The sequence below is a fragment of the Kribbella sp. NPDC055110 genome, from assembly GCF_053607525.1.
The window spans coordinates 146,320-162,929 of record NZ_JBSGTS010000012.1 but is presented as its reverse complement, the minus strand read 5'-3'; the positions used below and the strand labels follow the sequence as shown (position 1 = coordinate 162,929).

The 16,610-nt window shown below is 68.8% G+C and carries 15 protein-coding genes and 1 pseudogene; 9 read left to right on the top strand and 7 right to left on the bottom strand.

Annotated elements, in window-relative coordinates; translation table 11 throughout:
- Window positions 1-85: 85 nt before the first annotated feature.
- Window positions 86-724: pseudogene (locus ACWF0M_RS20780) on the bottom strand (SAM-dependent methyltransferase); the annotation flags it as partial.
- Window positions 725-777: 53 nt separating this feature from the next.
- Here ACWF0M_RS20780 and ACWF0M_RS20775 point away from each other — a divergent pair.
- A complete protein-coding gene (locus ACWF0M_RS20775; RefSeq protein ID WP_452237325.1) occupies window positions 778-3,558 on the top strand; it encodes an AAA family ATPase in 2,781 nt (926 codons plus the stop codon).
- On the opposite strand, the gene ACWF0M_RS20770 is transcribed toward ACWF0M_RS20775, so the two are convergent.
- A complete protein-coding gene (locus ACWF0M_RS20770) occupies window positions 3,548-4,114 on the bottom strand; it encodes a 2'-5' RNA ligase family protein (RefSeq protein ID WP_452237324.1) in 567 nt (188 codons plus the stop codon). The genes ACWF0M_RS20775 and ACWF0M_RS20770 overlap by 11 nt on opposite strands.
- Window positions 4,115-4,196: 82 nt before the next feature.
- Between ACWF0M_RS20770 and ACWF0M_RS20765 the strand changes: the two genes are divergently transcribed.
- The 7 genes from ACWF0M_RS20765 to ACWF0M_RS20735 all read left to right on the top strand — a co-directional run bounded on the left by ACWF0M_RS20765 (window position 4,197) and on the right by ACWF0M_RS20735 (window position 11,811).
- Window positions 4,197-5,057, top strand: a complete 861-nt coding sequence (locus tag ACWF0M_RS20765) for a Rossmann-like and DUF2520 domain-containing protein (RefSeq protein ID WP_452237323.1) — start codon at window positions 4,197-4,199, stop codon at window positions 5,055-5,057.
- Window positions 5,054-5,881: a pantoate--beta-alanine ligase gene (gene panC, locus ACWF0M_RS20760; RefSeq protein ID WP_452237322.1), complete on the top strand. Its 828-nt coding sequence runs from the start codon at window positions 5,054-5,056 to the stop codon at window positions 5,879-5,881. Before ACWF0M_RS20765 ends, panC begins: the two co-directional genes overlap by 4 nt.
- Window positions 5,882-5,903: 22 nt before the next feature.
- A complete protein-coding gene (locus ACWF0M_RS20755) occupies window positions 5,904-7,562 on the top strand; it encodes an L-aspartate oxidase (protein WP_452237321.1) in 1,659 nt (552 codons plus the stop codon).
- Entirely contained in the window at window positions 7,555-8,409 is an 855-nt protein-coding gene (gene nadC / locus ACWF0M_RS20750) for a carboxylating nicotinate-nucleotide diphosphorylase (protein ID WP_452237320.1), read from the top strand. The genes ACWF0M_RS20755 and nadC overlap by 8 nt, the downstream gene beginning before the upstream one ends.
- Entirely contained in the window at window positions 8,410-9,174 is a 765-nt protein-coding gene (locus tag ACWF0M_RS20745) for a type III pantothenate kinase (protein WP_452237319.1), read from the top strand.
- 736 nt (window positions 9,175-9,910) lie between these two features.
- A complete protein-coding gene (locus ACWF0M_RS20740; RefSeq protein WP_452237318.1) occupies window positions 9,911-10,351 on the top strand; it encodes a hypothetical protein in 441 nt (146 codons plus the stop codon).
- Window positions 10,352-10,386: 35 nt separating this feature from the next.
- Window positions 10,387-11,811, top strand: a complete 1,425-nt coding sequence (locus ACWF0M_RS20735) for a multicopper oxidase family protein (RefSeq protein WP_452237317.1) — start codon at window positions 10,387-10,389, stop codon at window positions 11,809-11,811.
- On the opposite strand, the gene ACWF0M_RS20730 is transcribed toward ACWF0M_RS20735, so the two are convergent.
- Window positions 11,799-12,359, bottom strand: coding sequence for a carboxymuconolactone decarboxylase family protein (locus ACWF0M_RS20730; RefSeq protein WP_452237316.1), 561 nt, complete (start codon window positions 12,357-12,359; stop codon window positions 11,799-11,801). The genes ACWF0M_RS20735 and ACWF0M_RS20730 overlap by 13 nt on opposite strands.
- Window positions 12,360-12,655: 296 nt before the next feature.
- On the opposite strand from ACWF0M_RS20730, the gene ACWF0M_RS20725 reads away from it, so the two are divergent.
- Window positions 12,656-13,954: a hypothetical protein gene (locus ACWF0M_RS20725; RefSeq protein WP_452237315.1), complete on the top strand. Its 1,299-nt coding sequence runs from the start codon at window positions 12,656-12,658 to the stop codon at window positions 13,952-13,954.
- On the opposite strand, the gene ACWF0M_RS20720 is transcribed toward ACWF0M_RS20725, so the two are convergent.
- From ACWF0M_RS20720 to ACWF0M_RS20705, 4 genes are all read right to left on the bottom strand, one after another.
- Window positions 13,940-14,593 (bottom strand): DedA family protein, encoded by a 654-nt coding sequence (locus ACWF0M_RS20720; protein ID WP_452237314.1) that lies wholly within the window; start codon window positions 14,591-14,593, stop codon window positions 13,940-13,942. The two genes, ACWF0M_RS20725 and ACWF0M_RS20720, sit on opposite strands and share 15 nt — an antisense overlap.
- Before the next feature lie 46 nt (window positions 14,594-14,639).
- On the bottom strand, window positions 14,640-15,527 hold the full coding sequence (locus tag ACWF0M_RS20715; protein WP_452237313.1) for an SPFH domain-containing protein: 888 nt from the start codon (window positions 15,525-15,527) through the stop codon (window positions 14,640-14,642).
- On the bottom strand, window positions 15,515-15,961 hold the full coding sequence (locus tag ACWF0M_RS20710; RefSeq protein ID WP_452237312.1) for an NfeD family protein: 447 nt from the start codon (window positions 15,959-15,961) through the stop codon (window positions 15,515-15,517). The genes ACWF0M_RS20715 and ACWF0M_RS20710 overlap by 13 nt, the downstream gene beginning before the upstream one ends.
- Window positions 15,962-16,035: 74 nt before the next feature.
- A complete protein-coding gene (locus ACWF0M_RS20705; protein ID WP_452237311.1) occupies window positions 16,036-16,602 on the bottom strand; it encodes an ArsR/SmtB family transcription factor in 567 nt (188 codons plus the stop codon).
- Between the last annotated feature and the right edge of the window lie 8 nt (window positions 16,603-16,610).

The window sequence follows — 16,610 nt, the reverse complement described above, 5'->3', positions numbered from 1 at the left end:
GTTGCAGGCTCGGACGGGCCCCACTGACACCCAAGGATCGCAGGGCGTCCCGCTGGCTCAGGATGGTTCCGCCGAGCGAGTCGAGGGCCACGTGGGCAGTGATGTCGCAGCTCCCGTCGGGATCAGGCGCGCACTCACGACCTGCGCGGAAACCGGTCAGGGTCCCGTACGGCGGCCTTGTCGACTTCACGTGTCCGTAGTCGATGGCGATCGCGACCGCACCGTCCGCGAGCCGCCCGACCACGTCCTGCCAGGCCTCGTCACGTGCCCTACCGACCTCAGCCCGGTCGCCAGGCTCGCCCGGCCACCACTCTTGCAACCAGTCCAGATCGTTGCCGTCCACAACCTCACCTGGTGTCAGGTCAGCGGTCAAATAGCGCGGTACGCCGTCCTCGTCCCACTCGACCACCTCACACGGGACGTTGTCGAGCCACTCGTTGGCGATGACCAGTCCGCTCAGGCGATCGGGCAGCTGGTCGTCCAGCTCGATGTCGACGACCGTCAGGCCTTCTGCGCGCAGGACTTTGCCCAACTCACCAGAGCCGGCAGCGATGTCCACCACCTCGTCCAGACCGAGTTGACCGGCCAGACGCGCGATGGCCTGCCCGAACAGGGCAGATGCGTGCACCGACGTACGGAAATGCCCAGACGGACGCTCCCGGCGGTAGAAGCCGTCGGGGCCGTACAGAGCCCGCTCCCAGGCCACCCGGAACGTCTCGCTCATACAACCACCAGTCAGAAGAGGATTGGACCTCAACGATCCTAGGATCAGGCATCGTGGCGACACTTCCGGAGGAGCTCGGGGTCCTGTTCGACGGTGACCCGGCGTTCGATGTGGTCGGTGCCGAACCGCCGTACGTCGTCACTCCGGAGTGGCTCGACGCGACGAAGGCCAAGGTCGCGAAACTGGTGGACCGGCCGGGGCTGGGCAAGGTGTCGGCCGGCAACAAGTACTTCATCGAGGGCTCACCGTTGCTGGTGGACACGTTCTACTTCGTGTTCAAGAGCCTGTGGCCGCCGCTCGGCATCCTCGTCGGCGGCGCGCGGAATCTGCACTTCCTGCTGCTCAACCAGTGGCGCGAGGAGCAGCAGGAGATCGACACGGACATCGCCAACTGGCGGGAGACGGGCGCGTCCTTCGACATTCCGTACCCGCTCCGGCGGGACCGGGATTCGCAGGAGGAGGTCATCCGGGCGTGCCGGGAGATGCTGGACCTGCTGACCGGGATCCCGGGACTGGAGGCCCGCCGGAAGGCGATGGCATCCATGCTGGACCACGTCCTGGCCAGTCCTGAGTTGCTCGACCTGCACCTCGCCCAGTCCCGGCCGGTGGTGCTGAAGCGCTGGGTCGAGGAGTTCGGCAACGACGACCTGCGCCAGATCTTCCCGAACCTGTCCGGCAATCCGCTCGACTTGATGGTGTACGGCGTGAACCGGCTGCAGGCGGCGTACGAGCAGATCGCGGCGGTCTCGCCCGAGGCGGAGAAGCCGTTCGCGGAGGAGATCGCCGGCCTGCTCCAGCAGATCGGCCGGACCGACCTGCCCGCCGGGCTCTCGTTCTCGGCGCTCGGCCCGTCCGGGACGGCAGACGTCCAGAAGGCGCTCGACCAGGCGAAGACCCGGCCGGATCCGGCCGAGTGGCGGCGCCGGCGGCAGGCCTGGATGATCCGCGCGGTCGAGGCCGGAGCGCCGTACAGCGCCCGCGAGTACCTGGCCGCGGTCTACCAGGTCGGCGCCAGCCTGAACGGGCTTCCGGACAAGGCGAAGGCCTCGAAGGAGCTGTACATGGTCGCCGGGTTCTTCCGGGGACTGCGCGACCTGCACTCGTTCCGGCCGCCGAAGGCCGTGGTCGAGGCGGACGCGCCGGACAAGCTGCGGGCGGACGCACCCGCGGCCGGGGACCCGATCGCCGACCTGAACGAGATGACCGGGCTGGGTGCAGTGAAGGCCCGCGTGCACGAACTGGTCGCGGAGGCGAAGGTCGCGAAGCTGCGTGCTGAGGCCGGGCTGCGGCTGCCGAAACCGATGGGACACCTGGTCTTCAGCGGCAACCCGGGCACCGGCAAGACCACGGTCGCCCGGATCCTGGCCGAGGTGTACCGCGATCTGGGCATGCTCTCGTCCGGTCATCTGGTCGAGGTGGGGCGGGCCGACCTGGTCGCGTCGTACATCGGTCAGACGGCGCCCCGGGTGACCGAGGTGGTCGAGCGTTCGCTGGGTGGCGTGCTGTTCATCGACGAGGCGTACTCGCTGTTCAGCGGCTCGGGGCGGGACTACGGCCGGGAGGCGGTGGCGACCCTGATCCAGCTGATGGAGACGCACCGCGACAACCTGGTCGTGGTGATGGCCGGCTACCCGAACGAGATGTACTCGCTGGTGGACAGCAATCCGGGCCTCAAGTCGCGGATCCGGACCTTCGTGAACTTCCCGGACTACACCGACGGCGAGCTGCACGAGATCTTCCTGCAGGCGGCTGAGCAGGCCGGGTTCGTGCTCGGTGACGGCGTGTCCGAGCAGGCGCTCGCCACGCTGCACAAGGCGCCGCGGGCACCTGGGTTCGGCAACGCGCGGACGGTACGGACGTTGCTGGAGCGGATCGCGACGCTGCAGGCGGTCCGGCTGGCTGCGCTGGAGGCCCCGACCATGGAGCAGGTCCGGACGATCGAGCGGTCCGATGTAGCCGACCTGACCGACGAGAACCTGGGCGACCTGCCGCGTCACGAGAATCCGCGGTCAGAGCTCGGGGCGATGACCGGGCTCGCCGACGTCAAGGCGACCGTGGAGCGGCTGGCCGCGGAGGCGCAGGCCGACGTACTGCGGTCCAAGGCCGGGATGCCGCCGACCGATCGGTCCCGGCACATGGTGTTCACCGGCAACCCCGGCACCGGTAAGACCACGGTGGCGCGACTGCTCGCGGAGATCTACCGGGACCTCGGTCTGCTCGGCGTCGGGCATCTGGTGGAGACGAGCGGCAACGAGTTGATGGGCCAGTACGTCGGCCAGACCGCGCCGAAGGTGAAGCGCCTGGTGGAGCAGGCCCTGGGCGGCGTGCTGTTCATCGACGAGGCGTACACGCTGGCGGACGCGCGCGGCTACGGGGCCGATGCGCTCGCCACGCTGATCAAGCTGATGGAGGAACACCGCGAGGACCTGGTCGTGGTGCTGGCCGGGTACACCGAGCCGATGGAGGGGCTGTTCCTGCAGAACCCCGGGCTCCGTTCGCGGGTGCCGACGACCTTGGAGTTCCCGGACTACTCGTTGCCGGAGTTGCAGGAGATCTTCCAGTTCCTGAGCGGCAAGGCCGGGTACCTGCTGGCCGACGGGGTTGTGGAGCGGGTTGGCGCGTTGCTGGACCGGATCCGGCACCTGGCCGAGTTCGGGAACGGACGGGACGTGCGGAACCTGTTCGAGGCCACGGTGTCCGAGCAGGCCGTCCGGATCGGTGCGCTCACCGACCCGAGCGTCGACCAGTTGCGTGAGCTGACGCCGGCCGACGTACCAGCGGACTGGCAGGCCAAGAAGGCTGCCGGCGCAGTGGGCTTCCAGATCAGGAAGTAGCCGACCCCAGCGGTACGGCGCCGAGCTGGTGCCACACACCGTCCGCGTCCTCGCGCCACAGCTCCAGCTGGGTCAGCTGGACGGTCGGGGCCGGTGCCGCGGCCAGGGCGGCGTTCGCCTCAGCCACCACGGCCGGACCGCCTTGGGCGGACGACGAGATGGTCAGGTGCGGATGCGGGTCCGGGAATTCACCGCCGTACGGCGGGCACTCCGGGAAGGCGTCGAAGACGGACAGGAGCACCGACTGCACTTTGTCGAACGGCTCCGGCCGCAGCCACGCCGTACCGTTCGGGAACTGACCCGCGGTCGGGAAGCTCAGCTCGAACGGCTTGATCGCCGCGACTGCTGCCTCCAGCCGGGCCAGTTCGGTGTCGGTGGGTTCGGCAACCCAGGGGACCAGCACGGTCACGTGCGGCGGGATGAGCTCGGTCAACGGGACCTGTGGTCTCGCGGTCGACCGTGACACCGAACGCCAACGCTCTGTGTACTCCGCCAGCTCAGGAACTGTGATCAGGATCGCGGTCAATTCGGCACCTGCTGCCCACGCATCACTCACCGCACCATGCTCTCATCACCTACGCTGACAGGTAGATCGTCTGGTACCCCCAAGCGGGACTGGAACGAGAAGAGAGTGAGTGATGGAACGGATCGGCTTGATCGGAGCCGGCCGGGCCGGGACCGCCTTGGGAGCAGCCTTGGCGGCAGCCGGACATCCCCTGGTCGGAGTCACCGCGCGCTCGGACGCGTCGCTGGACCGCGCTGCGAGGCTTCTGCCCGCTGTGCCTGTGCTGACCGCTGACGAGGTCACGAGGAGCGCCGACGTCGTACTGGTCGCCGTACCGGACGACCTGATCCACGAGGTCGCGCAAACGCTGCCGTTGACCAGTGCGCAGTACGTCGTCCACTTGTCCGGAGCACACGGCCTGGCGCCGCTGACCGGGCTTGCTGCGACACCGGTCGCGCTGCACCCGTCGATGACGTTTCCGGGCGGCCTTGTGCGGTTGGACGGGGTCATGTTCACCGCGACCGCTCCTGATGCGGCACGGGCGATCGTCGAGCGGCTGGTGAAGGCGCTGGGCGCACAGGTGCAGTGGGTCGCTGACGAGCAGCGGGCGCGCTACCACGCCGGTCTGGTCCACGGCGCGAACCACCTGACCACACTGGTCTCGCAGGCGGTCGCCGTACTGCGGGAGGCCGGCGTGGCGGATCCGGTGGCGACACTGCGGCCGTTGCTCGTCGCAACCCTCGACAACACGCTGCGATCCGGTCATCATGCGCTCACCGGGCCCATCGCCCGGGGCGATGTCGACACGGTGGCAGCACATCTGGCAGTACTTCGGGGCAGCACGCGGCGCACGTACGCCGAACTGGCCCGGGCGACTGTGGAACTGGCGACGGACGGGCGGCTGGACGCGGAGACGGTCCGCCGGCTGACCGAGGTACTGACCGAGGTACTCGACGAGCACCGGGCAGGTCGGACAGGGGAGGCACCGCGATGAGACTCACCCAGACCAAGGCTGAACTGCGAGCGGCGGCTGCGATCCGGCCGCGGGCGGTCGTGATGACGATGGGCGCCCTGCACGACGGCCATGCCGCGTTGCTGGCCGAGGCCCGCGAGCGGGTCGGGCCGGACGGCAGCGTGGTCCTGACGATCTTCGTGAACCCGTTGCAGTTCGGGCCGAGCGAGGACTTCGACCGGTACCCGAGGACGCTGGCCAGTGACCTGGCGATCGCGAAGAACGAGGGCGTCGACCTGGTCTTCAACCCGTCCCGGGACGAGCTGTACCCGAACGAGCCGTCGATCACGGTGCATCCGGGCCCGTTGGCGGACGAGCTCGAAGGAGTGTTCCGGCCCGGCCACTTCTCCGGCGTACTGACCGTGGTCTCGAAGCTGCTGCACCTGACCGCGCCCGATCTGGCGCTGTACGGCGAGAAGGACTACCAGCAACTGACACTGATCCGCGAGATGGTCTGCGACCTCGACATGGACGTCGACATCGTGCCGGTGCCGACCGTGCGGGAGGCGGACGGGCTCGCGCTGTCCTCACGCAACCGGTATTTGAGCGAGACCGAGCGTGACGAGGCGCTGGTGCTGTACCGAGCGCTGAGCGCTGGTGCGAAGGCCGGGATGAACGGTCCGGACGCGGTGCTGGCCGCGGCGCAGGCTGAACTCGAGGCGGTTCCGTCGGTGAAGATCGACTATCTCGCCCTGCGCGCACCCGATCTCGGCCCGGTGATCGGCCCCGGCGAGGCCCGGATGCTGATCGCCGCCCGCGTCGGCCAGACCCGTCTCATTGACAACATTTCCATCACGCTCCGATGAAATCGATTGATACCGTCGCGGGATGAGTGGACCCGCAGTCCCGCAACGGCTGGCCGCGCCTGAGGCCGGCTGGACCGACTCAGTTGACGTGGTGGTGATCGGATCCGGCGTGGCCGGGCTGAGTGCCGCGCTCAAGGCCCGTGAGCTGGGCACCGTCCTGGTGGTGACGAAGGACGTCGTCGCCTCCGGCTCCACGCAGTGGGCGCAGGGCGGCGTCGCCGCTGCCCTCGACCCGGAGGACTCTCCGGAGGAGCACCTGCAGGACACGCTCGTCGCCGGCGCCGGGCTGAGCGACCCGGAGGCCGTCCGGGTGCTCGTCACCGAAGGTCCGGATGCCGTCCGCGACCTGATCGACCTCGGCGCGCGCTTCGACACCATGGCCGACGGCGAGATCTCGCTCGGCCGTGAAGGCGGGCATCACCGCAACCGGATCGCGCACGCAGGCGGCGACGCGACCGGCGCCGAGATCGAGCGGGCGCTGGTTGCCGCGGTCAAGCGGGCCAAGGACATCCGGCTGATCGAGCACGCCCTGGTCCTCGACCTGCTCACCGCCGAGGATGGCTCCATCGCCGGCGTGACGTTGCACGTGATGGGCGAGGGCCAACTGGACGGCGTCGGCGCGATCCGTACCCGGGCAGTGATTCTGGCGTCCGGTGGTCTCGGACAGTTGTACGCAGCAACGACCAACCCGAGCGTTTCGACCGGCGACGGTATGGCGCTCGCGCTGCGGGCCGGTGCGAAGGTGCGAGACCTGGAGTTCGTGCAGTTCCACCCGACGGTGCTCTGGCTGGGCAAGAGCGCGAAAGGCCAGCAGCCGCTGGTTTCCGAGGCCGTCCGCGGCGAGGGCGCGTTCCTCGTCGACCACACCGGAAAACGTTTTATGCAAGGCCAGCACGAGCTCGCCGACCTCGCGCCGCGGGACATCGTCGCGAAGGCGATCATGCGCCAGATGCTTGCCACCGGCAAGGACCACGTGTACCTGGACGCCCGGCACTTCGGCGACGAGAAGTGGCGGGTCCGGTTCCCGACCATCCTCGCGTCCTGCCGCTCGCACGGCATCGATCCGGTCCGCGAACTGATCCCGGTCGCGCCCGCCTGCCACTATTCGTCCGGCGGCGTATGGACGGACCTGAACGGGCAGACCTCGGTGCCCGGCCTCTACGCGTGCGGTGAGGTTGCGTGCACCGGCGTACACGGGGCCAACCGGCTCGCCTCGAACTCGCTGCTCGAAGGACTCGTGTTCGCCCGCCGGATTGCCGCGCACCTCGCGAACGGCCTGCCCGAACGGCGCGAGCCGGTCGCGGACCGCCGTACGCCGGGACTCGTCGACGCGGACGCCGTACCCGAGCTGCAGCGGGCCATGACCGTCGGCGCCGGCGTGATCCGGAGCGCGACCGGGCTGTCGGAGGCGGGTGCGGCGATCGCCAAGCTGATCGAGCAGCCGTACGACGAGCCGGGCACACCGGGCTGGGAGGCGACGAACCTGGTGACGGTCGCCTCCGCCCTGATCGCCGCGGCGACCGCCCGCGAAGAAAGCCGTGGCGCGCACTGGCGCGAGGACCACCCGGACCGCGATGATCTGCACTGGTTCGGAAGCCTGGACGTGACACTTGATCACCAGGCTGTGCCGCAGACCACGTTTGTTTCGCGCGAATCCGAGGAGAATGACCGGCATGGATGAGACAGTCGACCGCCAGTGGGTCGGTGACCTCGTGCGGGCAACCATCGAGGAGGACCTGGCCGGAGGCGTCGACGTGACGACCACGGCCACGGTCGACCCGGACCAGGTGTCGGTCGCCGAGCTGGTCGCCCGCACCGACGGTGTGGTGGCGGGCTTGGAGATCGCGGAGCTGGTGCTGCGGCAGGTCGCCGCGCCGGACGAGATCGAGATCGAGCACAGCGTCCGCGACGGCGACTCGGTGCAGCGGGGCGACGTCCTGATGACGGTCCGCGGCAAGACGCGGCAGCTCCTGACGGCCGAGCGCACCACGCTGAACCTGCTCTGCCACCTGAGTGGTGTCGCCACGCTCACCCGAAGCTGGGTCGACGCGGTCGCGGGTACCGGCGCGGTTATCCGCGACACCCGCAAGACCATGCCGTTGCTCAGGTCTCTGGAGAAGTACGCCGTACGCTGCGGCGGCGGGAAGAACCACCGGATGGGTCTTTCGGACGCCGCGCTGATCAAGGACAACCACGTGATCGCGGCCGGTGGCGTCGCGGAGGCGTTCCGGCTGGTGCGCAAGGCGTACCCGGAGATCTCGATCGAGGTCGAGGTGGACTCGGTCGAGGACGCGGTGATCGCGGTCGAGTCCGGCGCCGAGCTGATCCTGCTGGACAACATGGACGTCCCGCTGCTGCGCGAAGCCGTCGAGAAGGTGGCCGGCCGGGCGCGGCTGGAAGCCTCCGGCGGACTCACGCTGGACAAGGCGCGAGAGGTCGCCGAGACCGGTGTCGACTTCCTCGCGGTCGGTGCGCTGACACACTCCGCGCCGGTGCTCGACATCGCCCTGGACCTCAAGGAGGCCTGAGTGTTGCTGGCCGTTGCCGTCGAGAACACCAGGACGCTGGTCGGCCTGGTGTTCGAAGGCACGGTCAAGCGGCACTGGTGGGTCGGGACCGATCCACGGCGTACGGCGGACGAATGGGCCGTGCTGCTGCAGGGCCTGCTCACCGGTGAATCGCCGGTGTCGGGGATCGCTGTGTGTTCCGCCGTACCGCATGTGCTGCACGAGTTGCGGGACGTCGTGTCGCGCTACTACCAGGGCGTGCCGAGCGTGGTCGTCGAGCCGGGGGTGAAGACCGGTCTGCCGGTGCTGGTCGACAACCCGCGGGAGGTCGGCACGGACCGGATCGCGAACGCACTCGCCGCGGTGGCGCTGTACGGCGCGCCTTGCCTGGTGGTCGATGTCGGTACGGCGATCACCATCGACGTGGTCAACCCGGCCGGCGCCTTCATCGGCGGAGTGATTGCCCCAGGCATCGAAACCGCGACCGACGCACTCGGGCAGGCGGCCGCGCAACTGCGCCGCGTCGAGCTGGTCCGGCCGCGCTCGGTGGTCGCGAAGAACACCGTCGAGGCGCTGCAGTCCGGCGCGATCCACGGGTTCGCCGCACTGGTCGACGGTCTGGTCGCGCGGATCCGGACCGAGCAGTCTCTGAACGACGACGTCGCGGTCGTACTCACCGGCGCCCTCGCACCGCTGCTCACCGGCCAGCTGAACACCCCGGTCCGCGACGAACCGTTGCTGACCCTGCGCGGTCTGTATCAGGCCTTCGCCCGCAACCACGGCTGAGCATTAACCGGCTCTCCGGTCCGATGTGTGGGTGTTGGCGGCCGCATCCGGGGACGTGAAACAAGCCGTGGAGGCCTGGAACCCGACATTCCCTGTCTCCGCCCACCAGCTCCTGTATCCAGTCCCCACCGCACCATCGCTTGCCCGCACCGCCCGCACCGCCCGCACCGCCCGCACCGCCCGCACCGCCCGCACCGCACCACCCCACGCACCGCACCACCCCACGCACCGCATCACCCCACGCACCGCATCACCCCACGCACCGCGTCACCGCACGCACCGCACCACCGCACGCACCGCACCACCGCGTGCACCGCACCACCGCCCGCACCGCCCGGTCCATCCCGCCGGCCGGCCCGAGGTCAGGCGCGACAAGAGCCCTCGCACACGAGGGGATATCCGACCGTGTTGTGGCTTCTCCGCTGGTACTAGAGGGGAGAACCCACAACACCAGGGGATATCCGGTCTTCTGCCGGATGGGTGGCTGGGTGATGGGGTTGGTGGCGGGACGGCTGCTCGTGGCGGGGTGGTGTGCACGCTCGACAGGTAGTGCACCGGTGAGACGGTGTACGCACGGGCGCGTTCACGCTCAGGTGCACTACCTGTTCACTGGACATGTCCTGTCGAGCGTGCACATCACACCAGGCCCCGCAACCACGGCTGACGATTAACCTCTTGTGCCCTTGAGGTGATCTGGATCACCATGAGTTAGGTGACTTCCGGGGTGGGGGGAAATATGAGGTCTGTCTACCGTGCATTGGCCGGCTTGATCGCGATCTTGGTGATCGTCCAGGCGATGGCGATCGCATTGGCGTGGTTCACAGTGATGAAGGACGTCGACGGCGGCTTGGTGTTCGACAAGAACTCCGATGCCAATGTCGGACACCTGATCCATTCGATCGTGGGCAGCGGGGTCATCCCGCTGCTGGCGATCGTGCTGCTGGTCATCTCGTTCTTCGCGAAGGTCGACGGCGGCGTGCGGTGGGCGCTGTACGTCTTCGGCCTGGTCGCGTTGCAGTTCGGGCTTGCCGCCGCGTCGTTCGGGGTGCCGGCGATCGGCGCGCTGCACGGGCTGAACGCGTTCGCCCTGATGGCAGTTGCGGTGATGGCGTCCCGGCGAGCGGCCGCACCGGCGGCCACCGAGTCCGCGGCGGCGGCCACCGAGGCGACCACTTAGATGCTGTTGGCAACTGACGTACGGCGGTCGTGAGGGTGCGGCCGCCGTCTCGTCGGGTGCTGATCGCGGTCGTCGCGACGCTCGTCGTGCTGGCGCCGATCGGGTTCTTCTGGCAGCGGAGCCTGATCCCGGACGACCTGTCGCCGATGACGATGGGGTACGCCGACTACGGTGGCGGACCGTCGGCCGCGCATCACGGTACCGACGTCAGCCAGTTGACCGGGCCCGTTGACCAGACGCCCGACGTCGCGGTGGATCTCGTCGCGCGGAAGGAGCGGTTCGACCTCCCCGGACGCGGGCCGATGGACGGGTACACGTTGAACCACACGTCGCCGGGTCCGCGGATCGTCGCGAAACAAGGCGATCTCGTCCAGGTCACCCTGCACAACGAGAACGTTGCCGACGGCATCACACTGCACTGGCACGGTGTCGACGTACCGAATGCCGAGGACGGTGCCGCGGGCGTCACGCAGGATGCGATCCCGCCGGGCAAGTGGTACGTGTACCGCTTCGTCGCGAAGGACGCCGGCACGTACTGGTACCACTCGCACCAGGTCTCGCACGAGCAGGTGCAGAAGGGTCTGTACGGCGTACTGATCGTCCAGCCCACCGCGACGGACGTGATCGCGGCGGTGCACACGTACGACAAGGTCCGCACGGTCAACGGCGAGTACGGCGAACGTCGCGTGCGGGCACCCGGTCCGGTCGCACGGGTGCGTCTGATCAACACCGACAACGGACCGATGGCGGTCTGGGTCGACGGCGCGTCGTACAAGGTGGTCGCGGTCGACGGGACCGAGGTGAACGCGCCGACCGAGGTGAGTGGGAAGGCAGTGCTCGTCACCGCGGGTGGACGGGTGGACCTCGAGGTCCGTACGACGAAGGCCGTGCGGATCGGGCTCGGTGGCGGACCGACGACGCTGGTCATCGGTGACGGTGACGCACCGACCGGGACCGAGCCGGGGGATCGGGTCGACCTGCTGAGTTACGGGAAGCCGAAGCCGCTCGGGTTCGATCCCGCGAAGGCGACGCGGATGTTCCGGTACGAGATCGGCCGGCGGATCGGGTTCTTCGACGGGAAACCCGGACTGTGGTGGACGATCAACGGGCACCAGTACCCGGACGTGCCGATGTTCGTGGTGAGCGAGGGCGACATCGTCCGGATGACGATCAAGAACACCTCGGGCCAGGTCCACCCGATGCACCTGCACGGCCACCACGTCGTCGTACTGAGCCGCAACGGGGTGGCCGCGACCGGAAGCCCGTGGCGGACGGACTCCCTCAACGTCGAGAACAAGGAGACCTACGAGGTCGCCTTCGTGGCCGACAACCCAGGCATCTGGATGGACCACTGCCACAACCTTCCGCACGCCGCGCAAGGCCTCGTCACCCACCTCATGTACACCGGCGTCACCACCACCCACCACCACGGCGGGCCTCCGAACAATCAGCCCGAGTAGATCGGGCGGCCGACGGTGAGGGCTTCGCGGAGGGTTTCGGGAAGGCCGTTGAAGGCGGCGTCCGGTTGGGTGCCGGTGGCGTCGAGGGTTTTGGAGAAGAAGGATCGGGCCGCGGCCGCGAGGGCTACGTCGAGTACGTCGGCGTCCGTCAGGCCGTGTGCTTTCAGTACGTCGACGTCCGCCTGGGTGACCGTGTCAGCGGCGAGTGCGACCTGCCGGGCGAACGCCATCACGGCGCGGTCGACGGGATCGTTCGCCGGCTCGTCGACGAGGGCGGCAACTTCCTCTGCGGTGTAGAACTTGTCGGCCAGGACCTGCCCGTGCGCGAGGCTGCAGTAGCTCGACTTCAGCGCGGTCGCAGCGGCCAGCGTGGCGAGCTCGTAGCGGCGCAGGTCCATCGACTCCTTGATCGCGCCGTTCAGTTGCTTCCACGCGTCGTACACGGCCGGTCGCGCGGCGAACGTGTGGACGAAGTTGGGCACGTGCCCGGCCGGCGCCCGGTTGGCCGCAAAGAGCTCCGGATCATTCGGCGTGCTGATGAATGCCATCGTGGTTCCCCCCTCAGTGGCTTAGAGGTCCCGCGGCTAGGTGGCGCCTGCTACGCGCCGCCCCGCGGGCACTGGGCGGCGTTGTCGTCGGTCGCCGGGACTCCGTCCCGTCTCCCTCCTCCGCCTTGCCCAGCACTCCGCGGGACGACGCTCGCGACGGCGCCACCTAGCCGCGCGACCTCTACCTCACGGTAGGTGCGCCATACCGATCCGGCAACGGCCGTGGGGATCCGGCACCTGTGACTGGGTATGGTTCAGCAGGTTGATCGTGAGGCGGTTGAGACGAGGTGGTCGGAGTGCGGCACGCCCTGGCCGTTGCGCTGGCGGTGATTGCGGGGGCTGCCTCGCTGACTGCCTGTGCCTCCGATCCGGCGCCGGCCGATGTCGCCGTCGCGTGGGCGCCCAAGGGGCGAGCTGCGGTGCTGGTGACCTGGAAGGACAACGGGCAGCCGAACCGGATCACGATCGAGGGCGTGCTCAGCGAGAGCCCGTCGTACGTGAAGTACATCCCGGCCGGTGCGCCGAACCAGTGGGAGATCCCGACCTCGGAGTTCCCGCCGGACGGAAACTACAAGATCGCGGTCGGGACCGGTACCTCGCAGGGCGGGGTGACCAGCAAGCTCACCAAGTCGCCGGTGTTCGACACCGACGGCCCGGTGCGGCCGAGCGCGTCGGCGGTGGCGCCGCAGGGGCGCGGGGTGCTGATCAGATGGTCGGTGCCGGTCGCTCCGCAGGACTTCACGCCGAACGACCCGCTGGACGTGAAGGGCAAGAGGACCCAGCGGTACGTGCCGATGATCGGTCGGCCCGGTCAGATGCTGAAGGTGATCGGCCCGGCGACAACCTCGACTCGGCAGGTGATCAAGAGCATCAAACCGCCGTACGTCTTCCAGCTACGCACCCAGAACGAGTGGAGCACGCGCATCGGCGGGCAGGTGCTCGGGCTGACCAGTTCGATCAACGCCGCCGTACCAGCGCTGGCCCAGTTCAGCGTGCCGATCCGCGTCCGCGGGCGAGTCATCCTGCACCAGGTCGGCTGCGACCTCGAGTCGCCGTGTACGAGCAAGCGTGCGACGCCGGCCGGCGTACCGGTCGTGGTACTGACCCAGGTCGCCCCAGGTTCGCGGTGGACGCCGGCCGCGCGCGGGTCGACGACGGCCGGTGGGTACTACGACATCGCGGTGCCGACCGGCGGCAGTCGCCCGTACAAGATCATCGTGCCGGAGAACATGAAGGGCGCGACGCAGACAGGTACGTCGACCAGCAAGCCGGCGTACACGAAGAGCGTCGTCCGGGTCGCGTCGGCCGGATTCGCCGGCGGGAACACGGCGAAGGCGAAGGGCTCGATGGTGACCGTCTCCGTCACCGTGAAGCCGGCCATGAACACGACCGTGATGCTGCAGGCCTGGAACCGGCAGACCCGCCGGTGGGTGAACTCGAAGGCACTGCCGATGCGCAATGGCGCGGCCGCGCTGGCGTTCAAGGCGGCCCAGCCGGGCGACTTCGTCTACCGGTTCGTGATCCCGGGCGCGATGATGTTCGGCCGGCCGATGGACGGGATCACCACGCCGGGGCTGGAACTACACGTCCGCTGACTCGGCTGGTGCCGGCTCGGCGACCTGCTCCCGGCGGCGCTTGCGGATCTTGTGTACGACGTACAGCGCGACCGCCACGACCGCGACGGCGATCAGCGCGCCGACGGACACCCGGCCGAAGATCTTGTCGGCGTTGTCGCCGATCTTGTACGCGACGACACCGATCGTGGTCGCCCAGGCGATACCGCCGGCGGCGTTCGCGGCCAGGAACCGCGGGTAGTGCATCCGCAGCATGCCGGCCATCGGGCCCGCGAAGATCCGCAGCAGCGCGACGAAGCGGCCGAAGAACACCGTCCAGACGCCGTACTTGTGGAAGTACTTCTCGGCCCGGACGATCCGTTCCTCGGAGAAGTGGTGGAACCGCCGGCCGAGCCGCTCGAACAGGCTGCGGCCGGCCTTCCGACCGACGAAGTACCCGATCGAGTCGCCGATGATCGCGCCCAGCGCGGCCGCCAGGATGACGAACTCGATCTTCAGATGGTGCTGCGAGGCGAGCAGCGCGGCCGCGATGAGTGTGGTCTCACCGGGCAGCGGCACACCCATGCTCTCCACGCCGATGACAAGTCCGACCACCAGATACGCCAGGATGGCCACCCCGGTAGGGATGGCGATCGCCTGAGCGAGCAGAGGTTCCCCCATGCACCCATAGTGACATCGTCACCCAACCGATTTGGTGACGGGGCAACTATCCCCGGGAAATCTCAGGGTTATGGCCGTTGTCTGACGGGACCTGCGGGGTCGGTTCGCCGCTGAACGCCTTGCTGACGTTCTGTAGTGCGGTGGTGACCTCGGACGGGATCACCCAGAACGTGTTGCCGGGGCCCTTGGCCAGTTCGGGGAGCATCTGCAGGTACTGGTACGCGAGCAGCTTCGGGTCCGGGTCGTTGCGGTGGATCGCCTCGAAGACGGTGTCGATCGCCTTCGCCTGACCCTCGGCCCGCAGGATCGCGGCCTGCCGGTCACCCTCGGCGGTCAGGATCCGGGACTGGCGCTGGCCCTCGGCGTTCAGGATCGCGGCCCGCTTCTCCCGCTCGGCCCGCATCTGCTTCTCCATCGACTCCTTGATCGACGCCGGCGGCTCGATCGCCTTGAGCTCGACCCGGTTGACCCGGATGCCCCACTTGCCGGACGCCTCGTCGAGGACACCGCGCAGGATCGAGTTGATGTGCTCGCGCGACGTCAGCGTCTTCTCCAGGTCCAGAGCGCCGATCACGTTCCGCAGCGTGGTCACGGTCAGCTGCTCGATCGCCTGGATGTAGTTCTGGATCTCGTACGCCGCCGCGCGCGGATCGGTGACCTGGAAGTACAGCACCGTGTCGATGTGCACGACCAGGTTGTCCTCGGTGATCACCGAGTTCGGCTGGAACGAGACCACCTGCTCGCGCAGGTCGATCAGCTGCCGGGGCCGGTCGACGAACGGGATCACGATGTTCAGCCCGGGCTCGAGCGTGCGCAGGTACCGGCCGAGGCGCTCGACGTTGCTGGCTCGCGCCTGCGGGACGATCCGCACGGTCCGCAGTACCAGCACGACGGCGAGCAGCGCGACGACGATACCGATGATCAGTTCGGCCATGGTTCCTCCTGAGGATGGACGAGGGCGGTAGCCCCCTCGATGGCGAACACGTCGACCCGAGTACCGGCGGGGATCTGCAGGTGCGGGTCGTAGGAGCGGGCGCTCCACTCCTCGCCGCCGATCCGGACGCGGCCGGCGTCGCGGTCACACGCTGCGAGTACGACGGCCTCGCGCCCGACCAGCGCGGCGACACCGGTGCGCAGTCCCGGGTGGCCGGTCAGGTGCCGGCGGGCGACCGGCCGGACCAGCGTGACCATCGCGACGGCGGTGACGGCGAACGCGACCACCTGGAAGGCGATGCCGAGCCCGAGCGCGCCGATCCCGGCCGCGGAGAGCGCGGCGACGGCGAGCAGGAGCAGATCAAAGGTCGCTGTCATCAACTCGGCCGTGCCGAGGACGGCGGCGACGATCAACCACAGGATCCAGGACTGCATGGCGACCACCCGGCGGCGGAAAGTACCTCTTGATTCGAAGGTACTCCGAGATACGCAGATCGGTAGCTAACGGTTCAGCTGTCCTTCGGCGGATCCCCGGTCGGTACGACGGCGATCAGCGACGTCACCTCCCGCGTCCCGGCCGGATGGTTCGCGGCCGTCCGCGTCTTCTTGTAGCGGTCGACCAGGTCGGTCAGGTCCTGGTTGAACTGCTCCGCCTCGTCATGCGTCAGCCACAGCCGGGACCGGCTCATCGAACTGACGCCGTCCCAGGGATCGTCCGGGGCCATGTCGACGAACTGGTCGAGGACCGCGTCCATCGCGGTCTTGATCATCGCCTGGCTCGCCAGCCGTCCGGCGCCGGTGGACTGCGACGAGATCACCAGACTGGCGGCCGGTGCCTGCCAGGGCCGCTCGCGGCCGTCGGCGGACTCGTCGGCGCGCTGGATGATGCCCCACTTCTCCAGCGCGCGCAGGTGGTAGCTCATCGCGGACGGCGTCAGCCCGGCGAGCTCGGCGCACTCGGTCGCGGTCAGCACCTTGCCGTTGAACAGCTCGTCGATGACCCGCTGCCGGGCCGGGTGCGCGAGCGCACGGATCGCCTTCGGGTCCGTGATCACCAGCCTCTTCTTCTTCGCCACGAGGTCAG